22 protein-coding genes are annotated in these 24568 nt (G+C 61.5%); 10 read left to right on the top strand and 12 right to left on the bottom strand.

What is annotated here, in order from left to right:
- Positions 1-50: 50 nt before the first annotated feature.
- From AC5SSZ_RS16120 to AC5SSZ_RS16110, 3 genes are read right to left on the bottom strand one after another with little or no spacing between them, the layout of a single operon-like run.
- A complete protein-coding gene (locus AC5SSZ_RS16120) occupies positions 51-932 on the bottom strand; it encodes a polysaccharide deacetylase family protein (protein ID WP_274836431.1) in 882 nt (293 codons plus the stop codon).
- 11 nt (positions 933-943) lie between these two features.
- Positions 944-2290: an amidase family protein gene (locus AC5SSZ_RS16115; RefSeq protein WP_495438828.1), complete on the bottom strand. Its 1347-nt coding sequence runs from the start codon at positions 2288-2290 to the stop codon at positions 944-946.
- Positions 2291-2339: 49 nt separating this feature from the next.
- Complete coding sequence (locus AC5SSZ_RS16110) at positions 2340-3848, bottom strand: NCS1 family transporter (RefSeq protein ID WP_495438826.1); 1509 nt, start codon at positions 3846-3848, stop codon at positions 2340-2342.
- A gap of 179 nt (positions 3849-4027) precedes the next feature.
- On the opposite strand from AC5SSZ_RS16110, the gene AC5SSZ_RS16105 reads away from it, so the two are divergent.
- On the top strand, positions 4028-5044 hold the full coding sequence (locus AC5SSZ_RS16105) for a GntR family transcriptional regulator (protein WP_495438824.1): 1017 nt from the start codon (positions 4028-4030) through the stop codon (positions 5042-5044).
- A gap of 287 nt (positions 5045-5331) precedes the next feature.
- Here AC5SSZ_RS16105 and AC5SSZ_RS16100 read toward each other — a convergent pair whose 3' ends face one another.
- The 6 genes from AC5SSZ_RS16100 to AC5SSZ_RS16075 form a co-directional block, all read right to left on the bottom strand.
- A complete protein-coding gene (locus AC5SSZ_RS16100; protein ID WP_065271767.1) occupies positions 5332-5568 on the bottom strand; it encodes a thioredoxin family protein in 237 nt (78 codons plus the stop codon).
- 35 nt (positions 5569-5603) lie between these two features.
- A complete protein-coding gene (locus AC5SSZ_RS16095) occupies positions 5604-6662 on the bottom strand; it encodes a permease (RefSeq protein WP_495438822.1) in 1059 nt (352 codons plus the stop codon).
- A complete protein-coding gene (locus tag AC5SSZ_RS16090) occupies positions 6659-6946 on the bottom strand; it encodes an ArsR/SmtB family transcription factor (protein WP_495438821.1) in 288 nt (95 codons plus the stop codon). Before AC5SSZ_RS16090 ends, AC5SSZ_RS16095 begins: the two co-directional genes overlap by 4 nt.
- Positions 6947-7200: 254 nt before the next feature.
- Positions 7201-7848 (bottom strand): class I SAM-dependent methyltransferase, encoded by a 648-nt coding sequence (locus AC5SSZ_RS16085; protein ID WP_495438819.1) that lies wholly within the window; start codon positions 7846-7848, stop codon positions 7201-7203.
- Positions 7841-9070, bottom strand: a complete 1230-nt coding sequence (locus AC5SSZ_RS16080) for a BtaA family protein (RefSeq protein WP_495438817.1) — start codon at positions 9068-9070, stop codon at positions 7841-7843. The genes AC5SSZ_RS16085 and AC5SSZ_RS16080 overlap by 8 nt, the downstream gene beginning before the upstream one ends.
- Before the next feature lie 12 nt (positions 9071-9082).
- Positions 9083-9898: a UDP-2,3-diacylglucosamine diphosphatase gene (locus AC5SSZ_RS16075; protein WP_495438815.1), complete on the bottom strand. Its 816-nt coding sequence runs from the start codon at positions 9896-9898 to the stop codon at positions 9083-9085.
- A 287-nt stretch (positions 9899-10185) separates the two neighbouring features.
- Between AC5SSZ_RS16075 and AC5SSZ_RS16070 the strand changes: the two genes are divergently transcribed.
- From AC5SSZ_RS16070 to AC5SSZ_RS16030, 9 genes are all read left to right on the top strand, one after another.
- On the top strand, positions 10186-11856 hold the full coding sequence (locus AC5SSZ_RS16070; RefSeq protein WP_495438813.1) for a phosphoethanolamine transferase: 1671 nt from the start codon (positions 10186-10188) through the stop codon (positions 11854-11856).
- Positions 11853-12260, top strand: coding sequence for a diacylglycerol kinase (locus tag AC5SSZ_RS16065; protein ID WP_274869205.1), 408 nt, complete (start codon positions 11853-11855; stop codon positions 12258-12260). Before AC5SSZ_RS16070 ends, AC5SSZ_RS16065 begins: the two co-directional genes overlap by 4 nt.
- 275 nt (positions 12261-12535) lie before the next feature.
- Positions 12536-13639, top strand: coding sequence for a transporter substrate-binding protein (locus tag AC5SSZ_RS16060; protein WP_495438811.1), 1104 nt, complete (start codon positions 12536-12538; stop codon positions 13637-13639).
- A complete protein-coding gene (locus AC5SSZ_RS16055) occupies positions 13636-14208 on the top strand; it encodes an ANTAR domain-containing response regulator (RefSeq protein ID WP_495438809.1) in 573 nt (190 codons plus the stop codon). Before AC5SSZ_RS16060 ends, AC5SSZ_RS16055 begins: the two co-directional genes overlap by 4 nt.
- Positions 14205-15110: an ABC transporter permease gene (locus tag AC5SSZ_RS16050; RefSeq protein ID WP_370571121.1), complete on the top strand. Its 906-nt coding sequence runs from the start codon at positions 14205-14207 to the stop codon at positions 15108-15110. The genes AC5SSZ_RS16055 and AC5SSZ_RS16050 overlap by 4 nt, the downstream gene beginning before the upstream one ends.
- Positions 15110-16030, top strand: a complete 921-nt coding sequence (locus AC5SSZ_RS16045) for an ABC transporter permease (protein ID WP_495438808.1) — start codon at positions 15110-15112, stop codon at positions 16028-16030. Before AC5SSZ_RS16050 ends, AC5SSZ_RS16045 begins: the two co-directional genes overlap by 1 nt.
- Positions 16031-16060: 30 nt before the next feature.
- On the top strand, positions 16061-17686 hold the full coding sequence (locus AC5SSZ_RS16040; RefSeq protein ID WP_490363091.1) for an ABC transporter substrate-binding protein: 1626 nt from the start codon (positions 16061-16063) through the stop codon (positions 17684-17686).
- Between the two features lie 2 nt (positions 17687-17688).
- Positions 17689-18630 (top strand): acetamidase/formamidase family protein, encoded by a 942-nt coding sequence (locus AC5SSZ_RS16035; RefSeq protein ID WP_274833875.1) that lies wholly within the window; start codon positions 17689-17691, stop codon positions 18628-18630.
- On the top strand, positions 18627-20357 hold the full coding sequence (locus tag AC5SSZ_RS16030; RefSeq protein ID WP_495438805.1) for an ABC transporter ATP-binding protein: 1731 nt from the start codon (positions 18627-18629) through the stop codon (positions 20355-20357). Before AC5SSZ_RS16035 ends, AC5SSZ_RS16030 begins: the two co-directional genes overlap by 4 nt.
- A gap of 87 nt (positions 20358-20444) precedes the next feature.
- Here the strand turns inward: AC5SSZ_RS16030 and AC5SSZ_RS16025 are convergent, their stop codons facing one another.
- From AC5SSZ_RS16025 to AC5SSZ_RS16015, 3 genes are all read right to left on the bottom strand, one after another.
- A complete protein-coding gene (locus AC5SSZ_RS16025) occupies positions 20445-21590 on the bottom strand; it encodes an iron-containing alcohol dehydrogenase (RefSeq protein ID WP_274838790.1) in 1146 nt (381 codons plus the stop codon).
- A gap of 135 nt (positions 21591-21725) precedes the next feature.
- Positions 21726-23108: an aldehyde dehydrogenase family protein gene (locus AC5SSZ_RS16020; RefSeq protein ID WP_495438804.1), complete on the bottom strand. Its 1383-nt coding sequence runs from the start codon at positions 23106-23108 to the stop codon at positions 21726-21728.
- An 80-nt stretch (positions 23109-23188) separates the two neighbouring features.
- Positions 23189-24541, bottom strand: a complete 1353-nt coding sequence (locus AC5SSZ_RS16015; RefSeq protein ID WP_495438803.1) for a glutamine synthetase family protein — start codon at positions 24539-24541, stop codon at positions 23189-23191.
- Positions 24542-24568 lie beyond the last annotated feature (27 nt).

The following is a 24568-nucleotide window of genomic DNA, read 5'->3' as shown; positions in this document are numbered from 1 at the left end:
CGGGCTTGGTGATTTATTGGTGGGAGGGGAGGCCCCTCCCACCGTCTGGATCACGCTTTGCGCGGTGCGCGTGCGTTAAAGTCGTCTGCGATCTCGTCGAAGGTCGCCCATTGCACGCCTTCGTGGCTGTTGATGTATTCAATCAGCCGCTCGTGCATCATCAGAACCTGCGGACGACCCGAGACATCGGGGTGGATGGTCATGGTGAAAACCGCATAGTCGTTTTCACGGTAGACGTAATCGAACTGGTCCTTCCACATCTGCTCGATATCGCGCGGGTTGACGAAACCGTGGCTGTTCGGTGCTTTCTTGATGAACATCATCGGCGGCAGATCGTCGAGATACCAGTTGGCGGGGATCTCGATCAGGTCGGTTTCCTCGCCCCGCTCCAGCGGCTTCATCCAAGTGTCGGGATGCTGGCTGTAGTCGATCTTGGTCCAGCTGTCGCCGACCCGCACCCGGTAGGGGTGGAAATCGTTGTGCATCAGCGAGTGGTCGTATTTGATGCCACGCTCCAGCAGCAGCTCGTTGGTGACATTGGAGAATTCCCACCAGGGCGCAACATAGCCGGTCGGACGCTTGCCGCTCAGCGCGGTTGCCAGCTCGATCGACTTGTCGAGGATCGCCATCTCCTGCTCGCGGGTCATCGCGATGGGGTTTTCGTGCGAATAGCCGTGAATGCCGATCTCGTGGCCTGCCTTGGCGACCGCTGCCATTTCCTCGGGGAAGGTTTCCATCGAGTGGCCGGGGATGAACCAGGTGGTCTTGATGCCGTATTTCTCGAACAGTTTCAGCAGGCGCGGCGAGCCAACTTCGCCTGCGAACATCCCGCGCGAGATGTCATCGGGCGAGTCCTCGCCGCCATAGGATCCGAGCCAGCCGGCAACGGCATCGACATCCACGCCATATGCGACAAAAATTTTCTTTGTCATTTCATTCTCCCTTAGATGTTGAAGATTGGATGGGTAAGTGCGGGGAGGAGCTGCTCGGCCTGAGCCAGCACCCCCTCATCATTGCCAGAGGCGGCGGACAGCAGGATCGAACCTTCGACACGGCCCGCTGCATCGCGCAGCGGCACCGCGAGGCCGGGCCAGTCCAGCAGGCTCCCGATCATCGTGGCCGCGAGCAGTCTGGCGTTCAGCTCCTGCGCCGCCTTCTGGTCGTTCAGGTAGACCGGCAGCGGGTGGCGCAGCGAGGGCACCGTGGGGAAGGCGAGCAGCCTGTCGCCGATCTCGGCGCGGGCCGCCGCAATCAACTGCTCCCGTTTCTGCAGGTAACCGGCATAGTCCGCATCGCTCAGGACCGGCGCCTGCTGCAGCCGCGTGCGGATCACCGGGTCGATCTTGCTGGCCTCGTCACTGGCCAGCAGATCCGCATATTTCCGCCGGGCCTCGATCGCGACCAGTGGTCCCGCAGTGGCGGTCAGGGCGCGCAGCTCGTCCACCGCTTTTAGGTGTGCGGCGCGCACGGTCCATCCCACAGCGTCCAGACGGCTCAGCGCCGCCTGATAGGCCGCGGTGACCTCCGGGTCCCAGACCGGCCCGAGGCTCTCTGACAGATCGAGGATCTCGGTCTTTGCCGTGTCGGGGCTGGTTGCTGGCCTCGTGTTCAGAATGTGATCCGCTGCGCGCAGCACGTCAAAGGACCGCGCGAATGTGCCAACGGTATCAAGCGTCCGGGACAGCTCGTGCACGCCGGTTCGATCATAGCGGCTCGCACTGGGCTTGAAGCCGAAGATGCCATTCAGCGCCGCAGGCAGCCGGACGGAGCCCGAGGTATCGGTGCCGATCCCGAGATCGGCCAGCCCCGCCGCAACCAGCACCGCCGAGCCCGAGGAAGAGCCGCCCGGCAGCAGCGGCACCGTCTCTGACAGGGCAGAGGGCGGGGTGCCGAAATGCGGGTTGATGCCAAGGCCCGAGAAGGCAAATTCCGAGAGGCCGGTCCGCCCCAGCGATACGCCACCGGCGGCCTCGATCAGAGAGACACAGGCTGCGTCCCGCGTCGCAGGCTGCGCGGATTTGCGCAGCGCCGAACCGCAGGTGGTGATCTGGCCCGTCTGGTCGATAATGTCCTTCCACAGGACGCTGATCCCGTCCAGAGGCCCTAACGCCTGACCACGGGACGCGCGGTCTTCGGCCTGTGCGGCCTGCCTCATCGCGCGTTCTGCGGTGATCGCGGTGCAGGCGCCTGTCTCTTGCCAGCATTCCAGCGCGTGCAGCGCGGCGGCCGTTCGTTCCGTCACCGGAACTGTCGTTGTCCCGGTCGAGTGGTGCTCTTCAAAAAATATCATGATGGTCTCCACGGGCGGGTGCGATCTGGCCCCGCCCGGATTGATCGGCTTAGAGGTCTTCGCGAGCGATCGCATCCGACGGGATGTCTGCGGTTCTGACCCGCTGCATGCCGTTTTCCGCCGTGTAGACCCAGTTCAGATCCACCGAAGTCGCGAGGTATTTCGCATCGTCCGGGTCGTTGATCTCGGCCTGCTGATGACGCGGCAGAACCCAGGCTTTCATCAGGACGAAATACACCGCCATCGCAGCCGGGAAGCCGACGACATAAGCGTATTGGATGAAATACAGCGCCAGCCCGCCACCAACGGCCCAGGCGATCAGACCCGCCGGGTTCCAGCCGCCAAAGTAACGGAACTGGCCGTCTTCGCGGTAGAGGTCCGGCACGTTCAGGCGGCGACCCCGGATCAGGAAATAGTCGCAAACCATGATGCCACCGACAGCAGACAGCATCGCGCCATACATGCCGAGGTAGGTGAACAGGTGATTCAGGATCAGCCAGGGCATGGTGAGCGTACCGACGATACCCGCAATCACGATGCCCATCGCATAGGTGATGCGCGGCGCGCCAGCGTTCACAAAGGTCAGCGCGGCCGGGATCAGGTTTGCACTGGTGTTGGTGGACCACTGCGCGAGGATGACCATCGCGAGCAGCACGACCAGCGTCACCCCGGTGCCCTGCGCCTGAATGACGTTGATCGGGTTCCAGTCTCCGGTCGCGATAAAGGAAACCGCCCCGATCAGCGCGATCCAGCTCTGCGCCACCGGCAGGGCGATGAACTGCGCCGCAAAGATGTTGCGGTTGCGACGGAAGAAGCTTTTCTCGCCGCCGTTCGTCTTCAGAAAGCGGGTGATATTGGGGATATCCACCGCAAGTGCCGACCAGAACGCCATATTGGCCACGAAGAGCGCAACGATGCTCATTTCCGCGTCACCGGCAAAGGTCCAGATGTTATGGCCGCTCGCCGAGGCGACGTTTTCGAGGGTGTAATACATCCAGATCGAGATCGCGATGATCGCAGGCGCCGCAATGCTGGCGAGCAGCTGCACGGCCCGGATGCCCATCGCGGTGTTGATGATCTGGATCAGGCCGAAGGCGACATACCAGAAGACCCAGCTGTCGAAGCCGCCCAGATAGGACACGATACCGTTCAGCGCGAGCGCTCCGAGGTAGGTCTGGATGCCGAACCAGGCCGCCGCCACGATGCCGCGGGTGACCGAAGGCAGGTGGGTGCCGACGGTGCCGAACGGCGCCCGCAGATAGACCGCAAAGCTGATGCCATGCTCGGTGCCGATGTCTGCCGTCAGCGCCATCACCAGACCAAGCACAAGATTGGCAAGGAAAATGGTTCCGATCACCGTCGCCAGAGGCAATCCGGCAACCCCGCCCGCGCCGAGCTGGAAGGTCGCGATAATGACCGCCATACCAATCCAGATCCACACGTAGCCTAGTCCACCAATGGTCCGCTGATTGAGCCAGACCGGCAAAATTGAAGCTTCTAACAGATGCGATTGTTCATCCGCCCTCGGGGGCTGCGCCGCCGCTTCTGAATATGCCATTTCGTGTCCTCCCATATTATAATGATCTTTAGTATTCATAAGATCATTTTAAAGAAAGGGAAGCCTTTTGTTTCCCAGTGCAGCGGCCTAAGATAGGTTGCAGTTGGGGATTAGGGGCTCGGCGCATGTCAGTTGAGTGGCTGGAATCCGAAACAGAACGCAAAAGCGAAGTTTGAAATTTGTCCATAATTCCCAGATACATATCGATTTCCCAAGCGATCAAAGATGCCATAGAGGCTGGGCGGTTGGAGACGGGGCAAGTCCTGACCGAAGAGCCATTGGCCCGGCATTTCGGCACCAGCAGAACCACGATCAGAAAGGCGCTTGCCGAGCTCCATTCTGCAAAAATGATCACCCGCTTCGAAGGCCGGGGCTTTCTGGTCGGGACTGATTCTTCTGTCCCGCCCCGTCGGGATTCGATTGAACAGGCCCTGTTCGATTCAACAGCAAGCCGCAGCGTTCCAAGAGCGCTGTCCAACCCTGATCAGATCCTGCCAGTCCTGCGCGATGAGCTGATCCGCGCCCTTCCCTTCGGCCCTCTGCAAATCAACGAGAGCAAGCTCACCGAGCGCTTTTCCGTCAGCCGCTCGGTCGTCCGCGACATGCTCTCGCAACTCCGCAGTTCCGGCATCGTAGAGAAGAATGAGCGCTCCAAATGGGTGTTGCCGGTTCTGACCGCTCTGGACGTGCGCAATCACTATCAGTTGCGCATCCTGCTGGAGCCTGTGGCGCTGGCAGAGGCGGCGCCACATATCGAAAAAAGCCACATTGAACGGGCCTTGGTGCGGGCACGGGAGCTGGACCGCCACGACGGGGATCTGGATGCAGAGGACATTTCCGAAATGGAAAACGCCTTGCATGTGCAGGCGCTGTCTGGCTGCCGCAACGACCACTTGCTCAAGACCCTTCAAAAATCGCGCTTGGTCTTGGCAATCAATGAAATGTTCCGCCTGCTTCTTGGTCGGTCGCCGGGGACCAGCCGTCTCATTTCAGAACACATCGCGGTTCTTGAAGCTCTGGCGCGCAACGATACAGCCGCCGCGGCCTCCTTACTGGAATTTCATCTTCTGGAAGCAAGGGAACGTACCTGCAAAAGGTTGCAAACCCTTTCGGTATTACTGCCACCAGAATTGCCCAGTTATCTGACGCCAGGAACGATCTCGATAAACCAGACCGCATTGCTCAACGGAAAGTAGCGACTTCGGGACGCAATAGCCTGTACCTTTGGTTCGGGCGGCAACCACACCGCTGCGAGAGGATAAAAGCTGCTTTGGGAGCGGGGTGCCAGATTGATCGGACGGCTGCCCTTAGTGAGCTGCACAGAGGACGTCACGTGTACTACATCTTTGGCGAGATGCCCCATGCCAGGGCGGGAAACCACCAGCCCGTTGCGACTGGCTTTGCGTCCGGTTTGCGACTGTTGACTTGGCGCATCGTCCGCGGTGTCCAGGCAAATTGGCTGCTAAAGCTTAGATCCGGCTGCTCAGGCGGTTAGCCATTGCTCCAGCTTGGCCGGGTCGGGAAGTCCGCCCACATGGACAAGCTTGCCGTCCACCGCGAGCCCGGGTGTCGACATGACACCTGCCATTGCGATGGATTTCGCGTCCGTCACCTTTTCGAGGGTGATTTCAACGCCCAGTTTCGCTGCTGCGTCGCGGACCATGTTCTCTGTGGTTTCACAGCGCTTGCAGCCGGGACCGTAGACTTTGACAGATTTCACGGGATGTCCTTTCAAGAGCGGATCTATGGGGGCGTTTACAGAAGGAAGTTGAACAGATAGCCAGTGGCGAGAATACCGGCGGCAACAATGGCGATAAAAATCGCGATCAGCCGCAGGGTCAGCACCTGTTTGAGAATTATCATTTCGGGCAGCGACAGAGCGATCACCGACATCATGAAAGCAAGCGTCGTGCCAAGGGCCGCGCCCTTGCCAAGCAGTGCCTCGACGATGGGAATGACACCCGCGGCATTGGTGTACATCGGCACGCCCAAGACGACCGCCGTCGGCACTGACCACCATGCCTCACCGCCCATGATTTTCAGCATCATCGCTTCGGGGACATACCCGTGGATCAGCGCGCCAATTCCGATCCCGATCAGCACCCAGATCCAGACTTTGCCGACAATCTCCCGGACTTGCTCTGCGCCGGTTTTCAACCTGTCGACGAAAGTAACCGTCTCCTCGGGGAGGGCACCAACAGGACCTGCATTCAGGTCGCGCACCCAGTCCTGCAGATAGCGTTCCAGTCGCATCTTTCCCATCACGTAGCCGGTGACGGTTGCGATCGTGAAACCGAATACAAGGTAGATCGTGGCGATTTTCCATCCCACCAGAGCATAGAGCAGCCCAAGTCCGACCGGGCCGACCATCGGACCGGCAATCAGGAACGAAAACGTCACGCCCAAGGGAACCCCTGCGGAAACGAAACCGATGAAAAGGGGCACGGATGAGCAAGAACAAAACGGTGTCAGAACACCAAGAAAGGCGGCCAGCGGATAGCCAAAGAACTCCCGCTTGCCAGCCAGGATGGTACGCGTCTTTTCCGGGCTGAACCAGCTGCGCAGGACACCCGTCACGAAGACGATGCCGGTAAGAAGCAGGAGCACTTTGGGGACGTCATATACGAAGAAGGCGATCGCTTCGCCGGTGTGACTGTCACGGGCAACGGGCAAAAGGCTGGTGACCCATTCAGAAAACGGGATCAACTGCCTGTATACCAGCCAGCCAACGACCGCGGCCCCGACAACAGCCGCATACCACAGCCAATCCGGTGCCGCATGCTTCGCGGAGAGTCCTTGGGTATCTGTGGTCATGCCATCTCCTGTTCGAGAGAGTTTTCCGCCAGCAAGACCGCAGAGATGACAGCCGCGATTTCTGCCGGGATACTCGGGTTCTGACGATACCTGACCCATTGAGCGTCTCGCCGGTCGATAACCAGACCAGCTTCGCGCAGCACCTTCATGTGTCGCGACATGCGGCTTTGGCTTACATCAAGCCGCTCCATCAACTCACAGACGCAGTGCTCGCCGCCGTCCCAAACGATGGCGAGGGCGGCGCGGCGGGTCGAGTCATAAATGGCGTTTAGTATCTCTTGCATGACGCATGTATATGCGGCCTACCGCATATGCGCGTTGATCCACGTCAACTGGCCCCATTGGGTGAATCTCTGGATCTCAGCCTGTGGTGCTTGCTCAGCGAAGTCTGCTTCTTTGGGGCGCGGCATCGCCGCGGTGACAACCATTTGTGCAACCCGGAATGCCCTGTCTGTGATCGGTTTTTCGCCGGTGCTGCTTGAAAGAGGCAGCGGTCCGCAGCAGGCCCGGAGAGCCGCGCCGTGGTCTAGCCTTCAGGTCAACGCGGCCTGCGCAGCACGCCGTACTGCGCATAGCCGCGGTAAAGCTGGCGATGCTCTGCCGTGCCGCCGGTCTCTGCGGCAATCCTGTGCAGGGTGGTTTCAAGGTTCAGCCGCGGACTGACGTGGAATTTCGCCAGCCATCGGCGCAGGGATGCTTCGAACCAGTCAGGCCATCCGGATTGATCCGAGAAATCCACCACATGCAGTTCACCGCCGGGCTTCAGGTGCACCGCTGCCATGCGCAGGGCGGTCTTCCAGTCCGGGATCATCGAAATCCCGTAGGATACAAAGATCCGGTCGAACCGGGGGCGCTGAAACAGCGCGGCGCCGTCAAAATCGCAGGCGTCTGCCTGAGCCAGCTGTGCCCGGTCTTTCAATTTCGCCTTTGCCGAACGCAGCATCTGGGACGAAATATCCAGCCCGTAAAAGGCACAATGCGGGTATCTGCGGGCCGCCAGATGCAGGTTGCGCCCGGTGCCGCAGGCGACCTCCAGGATATGTGCACCTTCCTTGGGGGCGAGGTCTGCAATCAAACGGTCGCGTCCGAACAGGTAGTATTTGCGGGTGAGATCATAGATCACCCGCTGATGGCGATAGGTCTGATCCATCAGATCAGCGTGGGTATCGGGCGCTGAATCAAACATGGGAAAGCCCCTTGTAGCGGTAGAGGTGGAAGGCGCCGTAGATGGCCGAACGATCCTCTGCCGTACCTTCGGCCGAGGCTTCAGCGTCATAGGTCCATTGGTTCAGAAGATCGGGCCGGACCCGGCCGGGCAGGATATCGGCGCTGCCGCCGGTGCGGAAAATCACCCGTGCGCCCGGTCTTGCCGTGCGGGTGATCTGCGCCCAGAGCGCATTCAGCTGCGTATCATTCATCCAGTCCTGCGCATCCAGCAGCACGTAGCCGTCCTTGCACCCGTCCGGTTCGGCTTCCAGCAGATCGGTGAGGGAGCGGTTCACGATCCGTCCGTTGTCTGCACTCTGCCGCAGAGCCTCGAAGTTCTCCCGGTTCAGGTAGGGTGGCAATGATCCATCCGGGGCGGGGTCGTATTGCCGGGCAAAGGCCTGCCAGGCGAAATAATTCTCCCGGATCGGGAAATCGCACATCAGCTTGCGCACCCGTTCGCGCAGGACCGGCAGGACGTCGCCACCACCGTCAGCGGCGAGCTTGTCATACTGCGCCGGCGGGATGCCAAGGCCGAACAGGGCGGCGCGGAACCCGGCCAGTTTGCGCACCAGCCACATGTCGAACAGCGGCGCGATCTCTTCATCGAAAAACGCCTGCTGATCCTCTAACGTCCGCGCGGCCAGAAGCGGCGCGAAGTCTACGCGGCCAAGGCGGGCCACTAGATGCACAGCGCCGAGGAAACGCCCCAGCAGACCGTGCCGGTAAAACCGGTTTTGAAACACGGAGATCCGGCGGCGGATCGGTTGCCGCGCGTCCCAGAAATCCCGCGTGTGCGGGTCAAGATTGGGGCGGATGTACCGGTCATAGAGCGCGACATTGCTGGCCAGATCGGCTCGGGCAAAGAACTGGTAGAACGCCGCATGATCCGGCAGGCAGCGCGCTGCGGTCAGTTTCAGCTGCCCCAGCGCCACATGGGCAGGCGACAGATCGACGGCGGTAACCGACGCGGGGCCTGCAGTGAGATAGGACATTAGGTTGCAGCTGCCGGACGCGATACAGACCAGATTGTCTCCCGGCTTGATATTCAAGGCTGCCATATCGACAACCGGATCTTCCCAGATCTGCGGATAGACAAGGCCCAGGAACAGCCGCGAGAACAGATGCTCCAGCCGTCCGGTTGCGGCATCGCCATCCTGCAAAACGGCAGCATCCAGCCGCGCCTGTGCGGTCGTACTCATCGGGGGCACCTCTCATACATTTTCAAGTTGCCTGTCTTTTTCGGACTGTTTGTCCTTGCGCCGCGCCCGGCGGCTGCGGTGATGGGCGCGGCGGGCCGAGCGGGTCCAGTCGATCAGCACCAGTTGCCCGTCTTCCTGTTCCGCCACGGCAGTGCAGCTCTCGACCCAATCGCCGGTGTTGACGTAGGAAATCTCGCCAATATCGCGGAGGGCGGCGCTGTGGATATGACCGCAGATAACCCCGTCATAACCACCGCGCCGGGCCTCGGCAGTCAGGACGTTTTCATATTCGCTGATGAAATTGACCGCCTGTTTGACCTGATGCTTGGCCCATTTGGACAAGGACCAGTATTGCCCGCCCCAAAGATGCCGAAGCCGGTTGATGCGGGTGTTGAGCCAGAGCATGAAATCGTAGGCCCGGTCTCCAAGGTGGGCCAACCATTTTGCATTGACCACCACGGAATCGAACTGGTCGCCATGGGTCACCAGATAGCGTTTGTTGTTGGCGGCGATGAAATCTGCCGTCTGCACCACCTCGATGCCGCCGAAATGCGTCCCGAGGTAAGAGCGCAGGAATTCGTCGTGATTGCCGGGGATCAGATAGATCTCGGCGCCATCATGGGCCTTTGCCAGGATTGCCTGCACCACATCATTATGGGCCTGCGGCCACAGGAAGCCTTTGCGCTGGATCCGCCAGGCGTCGATGATGTCCCCCACCAGGTAATAGCTGTCCGCGTCGTGACTGTTGAGGAAGTCAAGCAACAGTTCGGCCTGGCACCCCGGGGTACCCAGATGGATGTCAGACAGAAAGAGGGTGCGGTACTTCATCGTGCTCGCCCGTGCTGCTGCGCGTGGCGCCAGAGGTACCGCAGCTAATTGACAGAAGCATGACGTTCCTGGCCCGGAGCGTTTCGGCCGACCCGGAGAGATGTAAGGTTACTGAAAGCTTGCTGCGGCATCCGGTGGCGCAGGCAGAGGCTTGTCATCAGTTCTTTCGTCCGCGCCGCGCCAGCCGCAATGGCCGGAGATTTCCGGTGATCGAGGCAACGAAGCGTCCCAGGCGACAGCAGCTGAAGACGGCCCAGACCAGATATATTTTACCGGAGGTATGCCCCTTGCATGGACGATTTGCCGAAGCCGTGAGAAGGCTGAACGCCCGCCTGTCACAGGTCAGGCGACCGGAGCTGTCGCCGACGATGCTCAACATATTGGTCGCCACTTATATGCTGGTGGCCTTCAACGCGGCGTTCTGGCGGCATCTCTCGACGCTGTTCGAGGGCGCGCCGATGAATGTGGTGCTGTTCGGGGCTGCGGTCTGGATGCTGACGTTCTTTACCCTTAGCCCGTTCAGCTGGCCGCGCGTGCAGCGCCCGGTGGCTGCCATTCTCATTCTGCTGGCGGCGGCGGCCTCATGGTATCAGGGGCACCTGGGCATCATGATCGACAAGCTGATGATCCAGAACGTGATGAACACTACCTATGCGGAATCCCGGCAACTGATCACGCTGCCCTATCTTCGTTACATGGGGCTGACTGGCGTGCTGCCCGCTGCCTTGCTGTTCTGGCCGCGCATCACCTATCCGAAGTTCCGGCATATCCTGTGGAAGCTGCCGCTGACTGCTGTCGCAAGCTTCGCGATGACGTTCGGTTTCCTGTTCGTCAACCTCAAGGCAAATGCCTCGGTCATCCGAGAGCATCACGAGTTGATGGGCAGCTACCAGCCCGGCGCCACCATTGGCGCCATCGCCCGCTACGCCAAGATGGAAATCCGGGCCAGCAACACAGAAGTCGCACCGCTGGGACAGGATGCAGCCAAGGGGGAAGACCTGCTGGCGGCAAAAAAACCGGTTCTGCTGGTGATCTTCGCCGGAGAGACCGCCCGCGCGCAGAATTTCGCGCTGAATGGGTATGCGCGGAACACCACGCCGCAGCTGGCGGGGCTTGATCTCCTCAATTTCAGCGAAACCTCGTCCTGTGGAACATCGACGGCGGTGTCGCTGCCCTGCATGTTCTCCGCGCTGGGCCGGAGTGACTACAGCCATCGCGCTTTCATGGGGCAGGAGAACCTTTTGGATGTGCTGGATCATGCCGGGGTGCAGCCTGTGTGGATCGACAACAACACCGGGGATCAGCGGATCGCCCGGCGCACCGGGGCGCGGCAGGTCGATGTTACGCTTGATCCGGCGGCCTGCGCCGATGGGGAGTGCAGCGATGCGGCGCTTCTTGGGGCGCTGGCGCAGCAGATCGGAGCGATCAAGGAAGACACCGTGCTGGTGCTGCATATGATCGGCAGCCACGGGCCCGCCTACTACAGGCGCTACCCCGAGGCGTTTGCCCGCTTCACGCCTGATTGCAGAACAGCCGAGTTCGACTATTGCACGCCGGAAGAGATCGTGAACGCCTATGACAATACCATCGCCTATACCGACCACATCCTGGCCAAGGCGATTTCAATGCTGAACGCGCAGGACCATGCTCTACCGGCGTTGATGTATATCTCGGATCACGGTGAATCCCTGGGGGAGGGTGGGTTGTACCTGCATGCCGCGCCGATGTTCATGGCGCCGGAGGCGCAGACTCGGGTGCCGTTCCTGATGTGGCTGCCGGAAAGCTATCGCGATGCGATGCATCTTGATGGCGCCTGTCTGAAGGATATGACCGATCAACCTGTCAGCCAGGACAATCTGTTCCATACGGTTCTGGGCCTCCTCGACATCCGCACCGAGGTCCGGCAGCCGGAGCTGGATCTGGCGTCGCGCTGCCGTATCGCGAGGCCCGCAACATGACGGTACGTGATCAATCGCAGGGCGCAGCCCCGCAAGAAATCCCGCCTGCCGTGACCGGCGTTGCGCATGTCTTTGCCGCTGCCCGGTATTCTCTTGGCGGATTGCAGCGGTTGATGGGGGAAACCGCCGCCCGGCTGGAGCTTGTCGCGGGGGCTGGGACGGGGTTCCTGCTGCTGGTTCTTGGGGCCTCTGCTCTACAGCTTGCGGCCTTTGCCATTCTCTTTGCACTCCTGCTGGCGGTTGAGGCGCTCAATACCGCGATCGAAGTGCTGACCGACCGTATATCGCCCGAATGGTCGGTGCAGGCAAAACACGCAAAGGACCTTGGCTCTCTGGCGGTTGCGCTGCTGATCATTTCCAATGCCTTGTGTGTCGGGGGGATCCTGCTGTCGCTGTTTGGCTAGCCGCAACTCCGGTGCGGCCAAAGGTATCATGGGTCAGGCGGGACGGCAGTCTACGGCGTCATGGGACCGGTAGAAACAGGCGCCAAAGGGCCGCCTTCGCGGCTGCCCAAAAAATCGGCGCCCGCGTCTGAGCCGTCACAAAACGGCCACGAAGAGTTTGACTTCCCGGTCCTGTTAAGCCTTATTGGACCTACATGGCGACCTGATCGCCGTTGGCAATTGAGCCCCGATCACCCTCTTGCAGGGTGGCGGGGCTTTTTCGTTTGTGGGGTACTATGCTAGAATTCGATCTTGGTCTGGTCTTCTCGACCTCTGGACCCTACGCCGCGCTGGGACAGGCCGGACTGGCGGGGGCCGAGCTGGCCATCGCCGATCTGGAGCGCGAGGGAATTGCCCGAATTGCGCCCGTGACCTGTGATCCGGCGGGCCGCCCCGAGGCCTATGAAGCGATGACCCGCGATATCCTTGCTGGTGGTGTGTCACACGTGGTGGGCGCCATCACCTCCTGGAGCCGCAAGGACATGATTCCGGTGCTGGAGCGTTATGGCGCGATGCTGTGGTACCCGTGCCCCTATGAGGGCTTCGAAAGCAACGATCACGTCGTCTACATGGGGGGCGCGCCGAACCATCATATGATCCCGCTGCTGGACCGGGTGCTGAGCCAAGGCACGCGCCGTGCCTACCTGCTTGGCTCCAACTATGTCTGGGGCTGGGAAACGCTGCGTCTGGCCCGCGAACGGCTGAGCGCCGCCGGGGTTGAGATCGTCGGCGAGCGTTTCGTACCGCTTGGCGATGTGGACTCCGATCTGGCCCTCTCCGAGATCATCGCCGAGCAGCCGGATGTTGTCGTCAATTCGCTGATCGGTCCGTCGAATGAGGCGTTCTTGCGCGGACTGCCCACCGGACAGCGCCCGACAATCCTGTCCTGCAACCAATCCGAAGCGGATCTTGATGTGCTGGGCCAATATGGCGACGGGATCATCTCGGCCGGGACCTATTTCGAGCCGCTTGGCCCCGAGGATTTCGTGCGCCGTGCCCGGGAAAAATCGCCGAACGGGCGCTGTTCCTGCGTCTTTGCCACCTCCTATGCCAGCGTTCGCATTCTGGCCGAAACCGTCGCGAAAACCGGGACCACCGCGCCAAGGGCGGTGTTCCATGCGGCCTGCGATGCGCGCCATGAAACGGTTCTGGGGCCGGTTCAGATCGACCCCATCACCCGACACGCATCGCTGACACCGCATATCGCGCAGGCCGAGAACGCACAGTTTCATCTGCTGTCTTCTGCCGAGGGCCCCGTCGCTGCGGACCCCTATCTGACCTGCGTTCCCCTTGTATCCGCCCCGCCGCTCCAGACGCCCAGTTTGAGGATCGTAAAATGACCTATAGCTTCGCCGGAAAACACGCTCTTGTCCTGCATCCCAGCGCTGAAATGCGGGATCAACTGGTCCGACGTCTGGGCACGCTTGGCATCAAGGCCGAAGGGCGCTGGCCCGCGCTGGAAGAGGCAGATGTCCGCGCTGATCTGCTGGTTCTGGACCTTGACCGGGCCGAGGACGGGCAATTCCCCTGGTCGCCGCAATCTGCGCCTATGCCGATCCTTGGGCTGATCGGGTCGGAAACGCCGGGACGCCTGGAATGGGCCGTGCGGCAGGGTCTGGACGCCTATCTGCCGGTCAATGCCACCGCCAATATCTACTCGGCGCTGGTGCTGGGCTTTTCCCGGTTCAAGGAGCGCATGGAAACCCGCCGCCGTGAGGCTGAAAGCAACCGGCGCGCCTCGATGCGGCTGGAGTTGTTGCAGGCGGTTCTTGTCATCATGCGCTCTGAGGGCGTCGATGAGGCGACGGCCCTGAAGAAACTGCGTGCCTTTGCCATGGTAGAGCGCGTCGCCTTGGAAGATGCTGCCGTCCGGTTTCTGGCGCGCCCGGCCATGCGGGGGCAGGCATGACGATGACAGCAGCCACAGACGGTCAGATGACAGCAGGCCGCGGCGCGCGCAGCCGACGTGTGATTTATGAGCTGATGACCCGGCCGCGCTCGGCCTTTGGGATGGTGATCATCATCCTGATGGTGGGCGCCGCGTTGCTGGCGCCGTGGATCATGCCGCATGACCCGTTTGAGCAGAGCTTTGACGGGCTAAGTCTGGCCGGGGCGCCTCTGCCGCCGGGCGCGGATTTCCCGCTGGGCACGGATCTTTTGGGGAGGGATCTGGCTTCGCGGCTTATTCTGGGGACGCGCACCTCACTAATCATCGGTATCCTTGCCAATGGGATCGCGATCCTGCTGGGCGCCGGGGTTGGCATTACGGCAGGCTATTTCGGCGGCTGGATCGGCGCGGTGCTGATGCGCTTTACCGATCTGATGATGGCCTTTCCGGCGCTGCTGCTGGCGATTGTTCTGGCGGCGATCTTTCAGCCCTCGCTGCTGATCGTGGCGCTGGTCATCGCGATGGTGAACTGGGTACAGATGGCACGGGTGATCTATACCGAGACCCGGTCGCTGGCCGAGCGTGATTTCATCACCGTGCAGCGGGCGCTGGGCGCGGGCCACCTGCGCATCCTGTTCAAACACCTGCTGCCGCATCTTTTGTCGTCCATCGTCGTCTTTGGCACTCTGGGGATTTCGACAACGGTCTTGCTGGAGGCGACGCTGTCCTTCCTTGGCGTGGGCGTGCAGCCCCCGATGCCAAGTTGGGGCAATATCATCTTTGAAAACCAGACCTATTTCACCACCGCCCCCTGGCTGGTTTTCTTCCCCGGCATTGCGATCCTGTTGCTGGCGCTGGCCTTTAATCTGGTGGGCGATGCCCTGCGCGACATTCTTGATCCGACCCTGAAAGGACGCCACTGATGCAGGCCTATCTTGTCCGCCGCCTGATGGAGAGCGTGCTGATCCTTCTGGGGATCACGCTGGTGACCTTTATCCTGCTGTATCTGGTGCCGGCCGATCCGGCGCGGCAGATTGCCGGGCGGTCGGCCACCGCCGAAACGGTGCAGAACATCCGCGATCAGCTGGGGCTGAACGATCCCTTTGTCGTGCAGTACTGGAACTACCTGACGGCGCTGTTACAGGGCGACATGGGGCGCAGCTATCTGCAACGCGCCGAAGTCTCCGAGCTGATCGCCGCGCGGCTGCCTGCCTCCCTGTTGCTGATGGTTGCGGCCATCGTGACCGAGCTGGTGTTCGGCCTGACCATCGGTATCGTCGCGGCCCTGCGCCGCAACAAGCCCGCAGACCACGGGCTGATGATCTTCAGCTTTGTCAGCATCTCGGCGCCGCAATTCGTCATCGGCATTCTGCTGCTCTATGTCTTTGCGGTGAAACTGGGCTGGTTCCCGATTGGCGGTTACGGCACCTTTGGCCATGTGGTGCTGCCTGCGGTGACGCTCGGGTTTCTCGGTGCGGGCTGGTACAGCCGCATGATGCGTTCCAGCATGATCGACGTGCTGGGCCAGGATTTTGTCCGCACCGCGCGGGCCAAGGGGCTGGGCAAGGCCCGTATCATCCTGCGGCACGTCATTCCCAATTCCATTCTTCCCATCATCGCGATGATCGGCATCGACATCGGGCTGTTCATGTCCGGCATCGTGGTTGTGGAAAGCGTCTTTGGCTGGCCCGGGATCGGCCAGCTGGCCTGGCAAGCGATCCAGCGCGTGGACATTCCGGTCATCATGGGTGTGACCATGGTTTCGGCCACCGCGATCGTTCTGGGCAATCTTCTGGCGGACCTCGTGGCGCCGGCAATCGATCCCCGTATCAAGACCAAATAGAAACGGTAAAACCAACAGAGGACTGAAATCATGAAGAAATTTCTTTTAACCGGTGTCGCCGGACTGGCTTTGTGCGGCCATATGGCAGCCGCAGAGGTGAATGCAGATGCCCCGATGGGTGGCACCATGACCGTCACCTACAAGGACGATGTCGCCACGCTGGACCCCGCCATCGGCTATGACTGGCAGAACTGGTCGATGATCAAATCGCTGTTCGACGGGCTGATGGGCTATGAGCCGGGCACAACGACGCTGCGCAACGAACTGGCGTCCGACTATGCCATTTCCGAGGACGGTCTGACCCATACCTTTACCCTGAAGGACGGGATCAAGTTCCACAACGGCCGCGAGATTGTCGCCGAGGATGTGAAATACTCGCTAGAGCGCGTCACCAACCCCGAAACCCGTTCTCCTGGCGCAGGCTTCTTTGGCATGATCGCGGGTTTTGACAGCTGGAACGCGGGCGAAGGCGAGGGGCTTTCGGGCGTCAAGGTGATCGACGACAAGACCATCGAGATCACCCTGTCCCGTCCCGACGCGACCTTTGGCCATGTGATGGCGCTGAACTTTGCCTCCATCGTGCCCAAGGAAGCGGTCGAGGCGGCTGGCGAAGATTTTGGTCGCCAGCCGGTCGGCTCGGGCGCCTTCAAACTGGCGGAATGGGCGCCGGGCCAGCGCGTGGTGTTCGAACGGTTCGCCGATTACCACCGCGCCAACCTGCCCAAGCTGGATCAGGTGACCTTTGAAATCGGACTGGAGCCCACCGTTGCCCTGCTGCGTCTGCAACAGGGGCAGGCGGATGTGCCCGGCGACGGCATCCCACCCGCGCAGTTCCTGCAGGTGATGAACGATCCGGCACAGAAGGATAACGTTATCGAAGGTGGCCAGCTGCACACCGGTTACATCACACTGAACACCCAGATGGCGCCGTTCGACAATGTCGCCGTGCGCAAGGCCGTCAACATGGCGATCAACAAGGACCGTATCGTCAAGCTGATCAACGGCCGTGCGGTTCCGGCAAACCAGCCGCTGCCGCCGTCGATGCCGGGCTACGCCGAGGATTACGAAGGCTATGCCTTTGATCCCGCCGCCGCCAAGGAAATGCTGGCCGAGGCTGGTTTTGCCGATGGGTTCACCACCGAGCTTTATGTGATGAACGTCGATCCCAACCCGCGGATTGCACAGGCGATCCAGCAGGACCTCAAGGAGATCGGTGTCACCGCCGAGATCCGCAGCCTTGCACAGGCCAATGTGATCGCCGCAGGCGGTGAGGCCGATCAGGCGCCGATGATCTGGTCCGGCGGCATGGCCTGGATCGCCGACTTCCCGGATCCGTCGAACTTCTACGGTCCGATCCTGGGCTGCGCCGGCGCGGTTCAGGGCGGCTGGAACTGGTCCTGGTATTGCAACGAGGAACTGGACGCCCGCGCTGCCGAGGCGGACGCCATGACCGGCGCGGAAAACGCCGACGCCCGGATCGAGGCGTGGAAATCCATCTATCTGGATGTGATGGCGGATGCCCCCTGGGTGCCGGTCTTCAACGAGCAACGCTTCACCCTGACCTCGGACAGGATCGCGGGCGACGACAGCCTGTTCGTTGATCCGGTCCATATTCCGGTCAACTATGACTACATCTACTCGAAGGATGCTGAATAAAAATGTGTAAGCACTGTGATTACACGATCCACGGTGCACACCATCACGGGTGGGACAATTCGCTCCCGCCCGTGGAAACGGTGGCTCCCGGATCGCGCCTGCATTTCCAATGTCTCGACAGTTCGGGCGGGCAGTTCAACAAGGACAGCACCAGCGCGGATGTGCCCAATCTGGATTTTGGCAAGATCAACCCGGTCACCGGGCCGATCTATGTCGATGGGGCCAAACCCGGCGATGTGCTGAAGGTCAAGATCGAAGCCTTCCACCCCTCGGGGTTCGGCTGGACGGCGAATATTCCGGGCTTTGGCCTGCTCGCCGATCAGTTCACCGATCCCTACCTCAAGGTCTGGGATTACGATGCGGAAACCCTGGCGCCATCGCTGTTCTCCGATCTGGCCAAGGTGCCGCTGAAACCCTTTGCCGGGACCATCGGTCTGGCCCCGGCCGAGGCAGGCCTGCATTCTGTGGTGCCGCCGCGCCGCATGGGCGGGAATCTCGATATCCGTGATCTGGCGGCGGGCACCACGCTGTATCTGCCGGTGGAATGCGAAGGGGCGCTGTTCTCCATCGGTGATACCCACGCCGCGCAGGGCGATGGCGAGGTTTGCGGCACGGCGATTGAATCGCCGATGGATGTGGAGGTCACGCTGGACGTGGTGAAGGGGGAAACCCTGAACTTCCCACGTTTTTCCACGCCGGGGCCGGTGACGCGCCATCTTGATGCCAAAGGGTATGAAGTCACCACAGGCATCGGCAATGACATGATGCAGGCCGCGAAGGATGCTGTCAGCGCCATGGTCGACCTTCTGGGCCGCACCAAGGGATTGTCGGCCGAGGACGCGTACCTTTTGTGTTCCGTCTGTGGTGATCTGCGGATTTCCGAAATCGTCGACATGCCGAACTGGGTGGTCAGTTTCTACTTTCCGAACGTGGTGTTCGAATGAGCGAGACCGTGCTGACAGTGCGCGACCTGAGTGTTCAGGTCGCCACCCCTTCGGGGGCGAAGACGGTTCTGGATGGGCTGTCTTTTGATCTGAAGCGGGGCGAAACGCTCTGTCTGGCGGGCGAAAGCGGTTCCGGCAAATCCATGACCGCGCTGGCGATCATGGGGCTGTTGCCAGAGCCGATGTGCCGCATCGCGGGCGGCTCGGTGAAACTCGGCGATCTGGAGCTGACGACCCTTGGCCCGCGTGGCTACCGCGATATCCGCAGCGTGCGGGTGGCGATGATCTTTCAGGAACCGATGACCTCGCTCAACCCGCTGATGACGGTGCAGGACCAGTTGGCCGAGGTGCTGCTGGAACATGGCGCCTGCAGTCGCGGAGAAGCCCCTGCGCGGGCGCTGAAACTGCTGCAGGATGTGCAGCTGACGGAACCGGAACGGCGACTGAAGCAATACCCCCACGAATTGTCCGGCGGCATGCGGCAGCGGGTGATGATCTCCATGGCGCTGGCCTGCGATCCCGAGGTTCTGATCGCCGATGAGCCGACCACCGCGCTGGACGTGACGGTGCAGGCAGAGATCCTCGATCTGATCCGCGCCTTGCAAAAGGATCATGGAACCGCTGTGCTAATGATTACCCATGATATGGGCGTGGTGGCGGAAATGGCGGATCGGGTGGTGATCCTGCGCCACGGACAAGAGGTGGAAAGCGCCCCTGTGCGCGATCTCTTTGTCGCTCCGCAAAGCGACTATGCGCGGGAATTGCTGGCTGCGGTTCCGCGTCTTGGCACCGCGCCGCCCCGCCCCGAGGTGCAAAACGGCGCCCCGGTGCTGGAGGTCAGCGATCTGTCGGTGCGGTTCGATATGCGCGGCGGTATCCTCAACCGGGTGCAGGCGCGGGTCCACGCGGTGGAACAGGTGTCCTTTACCGTGCGTGCCGGGGAAACCTTGGCGCTGGTCGGGGAATCCGGCTGTGGCAAATCAACAATTGGCAAGGCCCTGTTGGGGCTGGTGCCATGGCAGGGCTCGATCTCGGTTCTGGGGCAGCAGACCTATGGCATGGGCCCAGGCGCGCTGAAGCCGGTGCGCCGGGACATTCAGATGGTGTTTCAGGACCCCGGTGCCTCGCTGGATGCGCGGATGACCGTTGGCGAGCAAGTGGCTGAACCTCTGGTCATTCACGGCCTGTCCAGTGGATCGGAGATGAGTGACCGCACGGCAGAGCTGTTTCGCCGTGTCGGCCTGTCGCCGGACATGATGCAGCGCTATCCGCATGAGTTTTCCGGCGGGCAACGGCAGCGGATCAACATCGCGCGGGCCTTGTCACTGTCGCCAAAGATCCTTGTCGCGGACGAAAGCGTTTCGGCGCTGGATGTTTCGGTTCAGGCGCAGATCTTGGAGTTGTTGCAAAGCCTGCAGGACGAGGACGGGCTAGCCTTCCTTTTCATCAGCCATGACATGGCGGTGATCGAACAGGTTGCGGACCGGGTCATGGTCATGCGTCTGGGGCAGGTGGTTGAGGAAGGCGCGCGTGATGCGGTGCTGCATTCGCCCCGCCATCCCTATACCCGCCGTTTGCTGTCCGCAGTGCCAGTCCCGGATCCCACGCGGCCTCTGCCAGAACGGCAGGCTGGTGATGCCAGTGGAACGCCTGTGCTGCCAGTCGGCCAGTCGCCCGAAAAACTGATCCTGCGCGATCTAGGCGCCGGACACAGGGCCGCTGTCTGACGAGACTGGCACGGGTCCCGAAACGGAAAGGCGCCCCCCTGCAAGACAGGGAGGCGCCTTGGCCGAACGTGCGAATGGACGGCGTCCTTACAGGGCGGCTTTGAAAAGCTCTGTAAGGTTTTCTTCGGTCAGCTCGATCGGGTTGCCGCCGCAAGACGGGTCGATGATCGCGCCCTTGACCAGTTCGGGGATCGAGGCTTCGGTGACACCCAGATCCGACAGCTTGCGCGGGATGCCGAGGCTGTCGTTCAGTTCCTGCACATAGGCGCGGAAGCCGTCAAAGCCGCCTTCAATACCCAGATAGGCCGCCGCCTGGTTGAACCGGTCGGTAATCACCGGGGCGTTGAAGTCCAGAACCGCAGGCATGCAGACCGCGTTGGTGGTGCCGTGGTGGGTGTTGAAATGCGCGCCGATCGGGTGGCTCATGGCGTGGATGGCGCCAAGGCCCTTCTGGAACGCGGTGGCGCCCATGGCTGCGGCGGACATCATCTGCGCGCGCGCTTCGATATCGGTGCCGTCGGCATAGGCGCGGGGCAGGTAATCCTTCACCAGACGCATGCCTTCCAGCGCGATACCCTGGGACATCGGGTGGTAATGCGGCGAGGAGAAGGCCTCGACGCAATGGGCAAAGGCATCAAGCCCGGTGCCTGCGGTGATGAATTTCGGCATACCGACGGTCAGTTCGGGATCGCAGATCACCACGGTGGGCAGCACCTTCGGGTGGAAGATGATCTTCTTCTGGTGGGTGACGCTGTCGGTGATCACCGAGGCGCGCCCCACTTCGGAACCGGTGCCGGCAGTTGTGGGCACCGCGATGATCGGCGCGATGGCGTCGGCGTCGGCGCGGGTCCACCAGTCGCCGATATCCTCGAAATCCCAAACCGGGCGGCTTTGGCCGCACATGAAGGCGACCATCTTGCCAAGGTCGAGACCGGAGCCGCCGCCAAAGGCGATCACGCCGTCATGACCGCCTGCATTATAGGCGGCAACGCCTGCTTCAAGGTTCTTTTCATTGGGGTTGGGATCAACCTCGGAGAACATACCACGACCAAGGCCCGCAGCCTCCATGATGTCGAGCGTGCCTTGGGTGACGGGCAGATCCGCCAGTCCCTTGTCGGTGACCAGCAGCGGTTTCTTGATGCCAGCCTGCGCGCAGGCCTCGGCGAGTTCCTTGATCCGGCCAGCGCCGAATTTGATTGCGGTCGGATAGGACCAGTTTCCAACGAGAGACATGTTGCTACCTTTCGAGATAAATGGCCCGGGGCGCTTGCGGCCCGGGCTGCGCCCGCCCGCCCCCACGGCGGGCGCATTCGCGCCCACCCGGGCGGTCGCCGCCCTTGGGTGTGGAGGGAGCCAAGCTTGTCATGATCAGCCCGTCACCTTTTTCAGGTGATAGGATTTCGGACGGGTCAGGTTGTGATAGCCGATCACCGACAGGCCGCCGCCACGCCCGGTGTTCTTGCAGCCGGTCCAGCACAGGCCCGGGTCCAGATAGTCGGCGCGGTTCATGAAGACGGTGCCGGTCTCGATCTGATCGCCGATGCGCTGGGCGCGGTCCACATCCGAGGTCCAGAGCGATGCCGTGAGGCCGAATTCGCTGTCGTTCATCAGCTTGATGGCTTCCTCGTCCGAGGAGACCTTCATGATGCCCACGACCGGGCCAAAGCTTTCGTCGCGCATCACCCGCATGTCGTGGGTGACATTGGTCAGGATCTGCGGTGTCAGATAGGCGCCGCCGTCATCCTCGGCAAAGGTTTCGATCTGGGCCACGGCGCCCATCTCCAGCGCCTCGGCGATCTGCTCGCGCACTTCCTTGGCGAACCGTACATTGGCCATCGGGCCGATGGAGGTTTCGGGATCCATCGGGTTGCCCAGTTTGTAGCCTTTGACGATCTCGAGCGCCTTGGCGAGGAAGGCGTCATAGACGCTTTCATGCACGTAGATCCGCTCGATCCCGCAGCAGCACTGACCCGAGTTGAACATGGCCCCATCGATCAGCGTGTCGACTGCTGCGTCGATATCCGCGTCTTCCATGACATAGCCCGGATCCTTGCCGCCAAGTTCGGTGCCAACGCCGGTAAAGGTGCCAGCCGCAGCGCGCTCCATCGCCTGACCACCGCCGACCGAGCCGGTGAAGTTCACGAAATCAAAGGCCTTTGCCGCGATCAGTTCAGAGGTGGTGTCGTGATCCAGGAACACGTTCTGGAACACATCCACAGGCACGCCCGCCGCGTGGAAGGCTTCTGCCATGCGTTCACCCACCAGCAGGGTTTGCGTCGCGTGTTTCAGCACCACGGTATTGCCCGCGATCAGGGCCGGGGCCACGGTGTTGATCGCGGTCATATAGGGGTAGTTCCAGGGCGCCACGACAAAGACGACGCCTTGGGGAATGCGTTTGATATAGCGTTTGAAGGTCTCGTCTTCGCCCACTTCGATATCGGCCAGCGCTTCCTTGGCGATCTCCGCCATATGCGAGGCGCGCTCGTTGAAGCCGCCGAATTCGCCGCCAAAGCGCACGGGACGGCCCATCATATGGGCGAGTTCGGGAACGATCTCGTCGTTCATCTCGCCGACCTTGGCGACACCGGCCATCACCAGGTCGATCCGCTCCTGCAGGGGGCGGGCGGCCCAGGCGGCCTGCGCGGCGCGGGCGCGCTCGGCGGCGGCAAAGGCGTCCTCGCGCGAGAGGGTTTCACGCTCCGCAAAAACCGATCCGTCGATCGGCGAGATACATTTCAGTGTCTGGCTCATGCCATCCTCTTGTGTTTGCTGTCAGGGGGCTTTCCCCTGCCGTGTCAGTATTTCGGGGTCCGGAGCAAGGCGCCGTGGCGTCAGGCCCGTTCAAATCCGCGTGCGATTTCGTAGTCGGTCACCACGCGTTCAAAGTCTTCGATTTCCACCTCGGCGGCGCGCACGTAGTGGTCGACCACATCGTCGCCAAAGGCCTTGCGAAGCAGGGTCGAGCCATTCAGCGCCTCGCGGGAGTCGCGCAGGGAGCCGGGCAGCATGCCGGTCTCGCCCTGATAGACGTCACCCTTGGCTGCGGGGGCCAGTTTCAGCTGTTCCTCGATGCCCGCGATGCCTGCAGCCAGCTGCGCGGCCATGGCCAGATAGGGGTTGATGTCCGAGCCGCCGACGCGGCATTCGACGCGCACTGCCTTGGTGCCATCGCCGCAAAGGCGGAAGCCTGCGGTGCGGTTGTCCACCGACCAGATGATCCGGGTCGGGGCAAAGGTGCCCTTCATGAAGCGTTTGTAGCTGTTGATGTAGGGGGCCAGGAAATACATGTAATCGGGCGCGTATTTCAGCATCCCGGCCATGTAGTGTTTCATCAGCTGGCTCATTCCCAGTTCATCGTTTTCGTCATAGAAGGCGGGTTTGCCATCCTTCCACAGGGACTGGTGCACGTGGGAGGAGGAACCGACCTTGTCCTGGTGCCATTTCGGCAGGAAAGTCGCGGCATGGCCCTGCTGCCAGGCGATTTCCTTGACCGCGTGTTTGGCGATGGTGTGGTGATCGGCGGTGTTGAGCGCGGCATCATATTTGATGTTCAGCTCTTCCTGACCGGCCTCGGCCTCACCCTTGGTGTTCTCGACCGGAATGCCCGCATCCCACAGGTGATTGCGCAGCGGGCGCATCACGTGCTCTTCCTTGGTGGTCTGCAGGATGTGGTAGTCTTCGTTATAGGCCGAGATCGGCGTCAGATCGCGGAAGCCGGATTTGGCGATCTCGCCAAAGCTTTTCTCGAACAGGAAGAACTCCAATTCGGTGGCCATCATCGCGTCATAGCCCATATCGGCCAGCCGCTGGATCTGCTTTTTCAGGATCGCGCGGGGGGAATGGGGGATTTCCTTGTGGGTGTGGTGGTCCAGCACATCGCAAAGCACCATCACCGTGCCTTCCAGCCAGGGCATCGGGCGCAGGGTGGAAAGGTCCGGCTTCATCACATAGTCGCCATAGCCGCCTTCCCAGCTGGTGGAGGCATAGCCGTCGGGCGTCGCCATCTCCAGATCGGTGGCCAAGAGGTAGTTGCAGCAATGGGTTTCTTCCCAGGCGCTGGCGACGAAATGTTTGGCGTGGAACCGTTTGCCCATCAGGCGTCCCTGCATGTCCACAAGGCACACAAGAACGGTGTCAACAGTGCCGTCGGCAACCTGAGATTTAAGCGTGTCGAAGGAGAGCATGAGGGGCCCTTTGTGTGTTGCGGCCCG

It is taken from the genome of Phaeobacter sp. CC-HEC084 (genome assembly GCF_059429255.1).
This window is presented reverse-complemented; position numbering and strand designations above follow the sequence as displayed.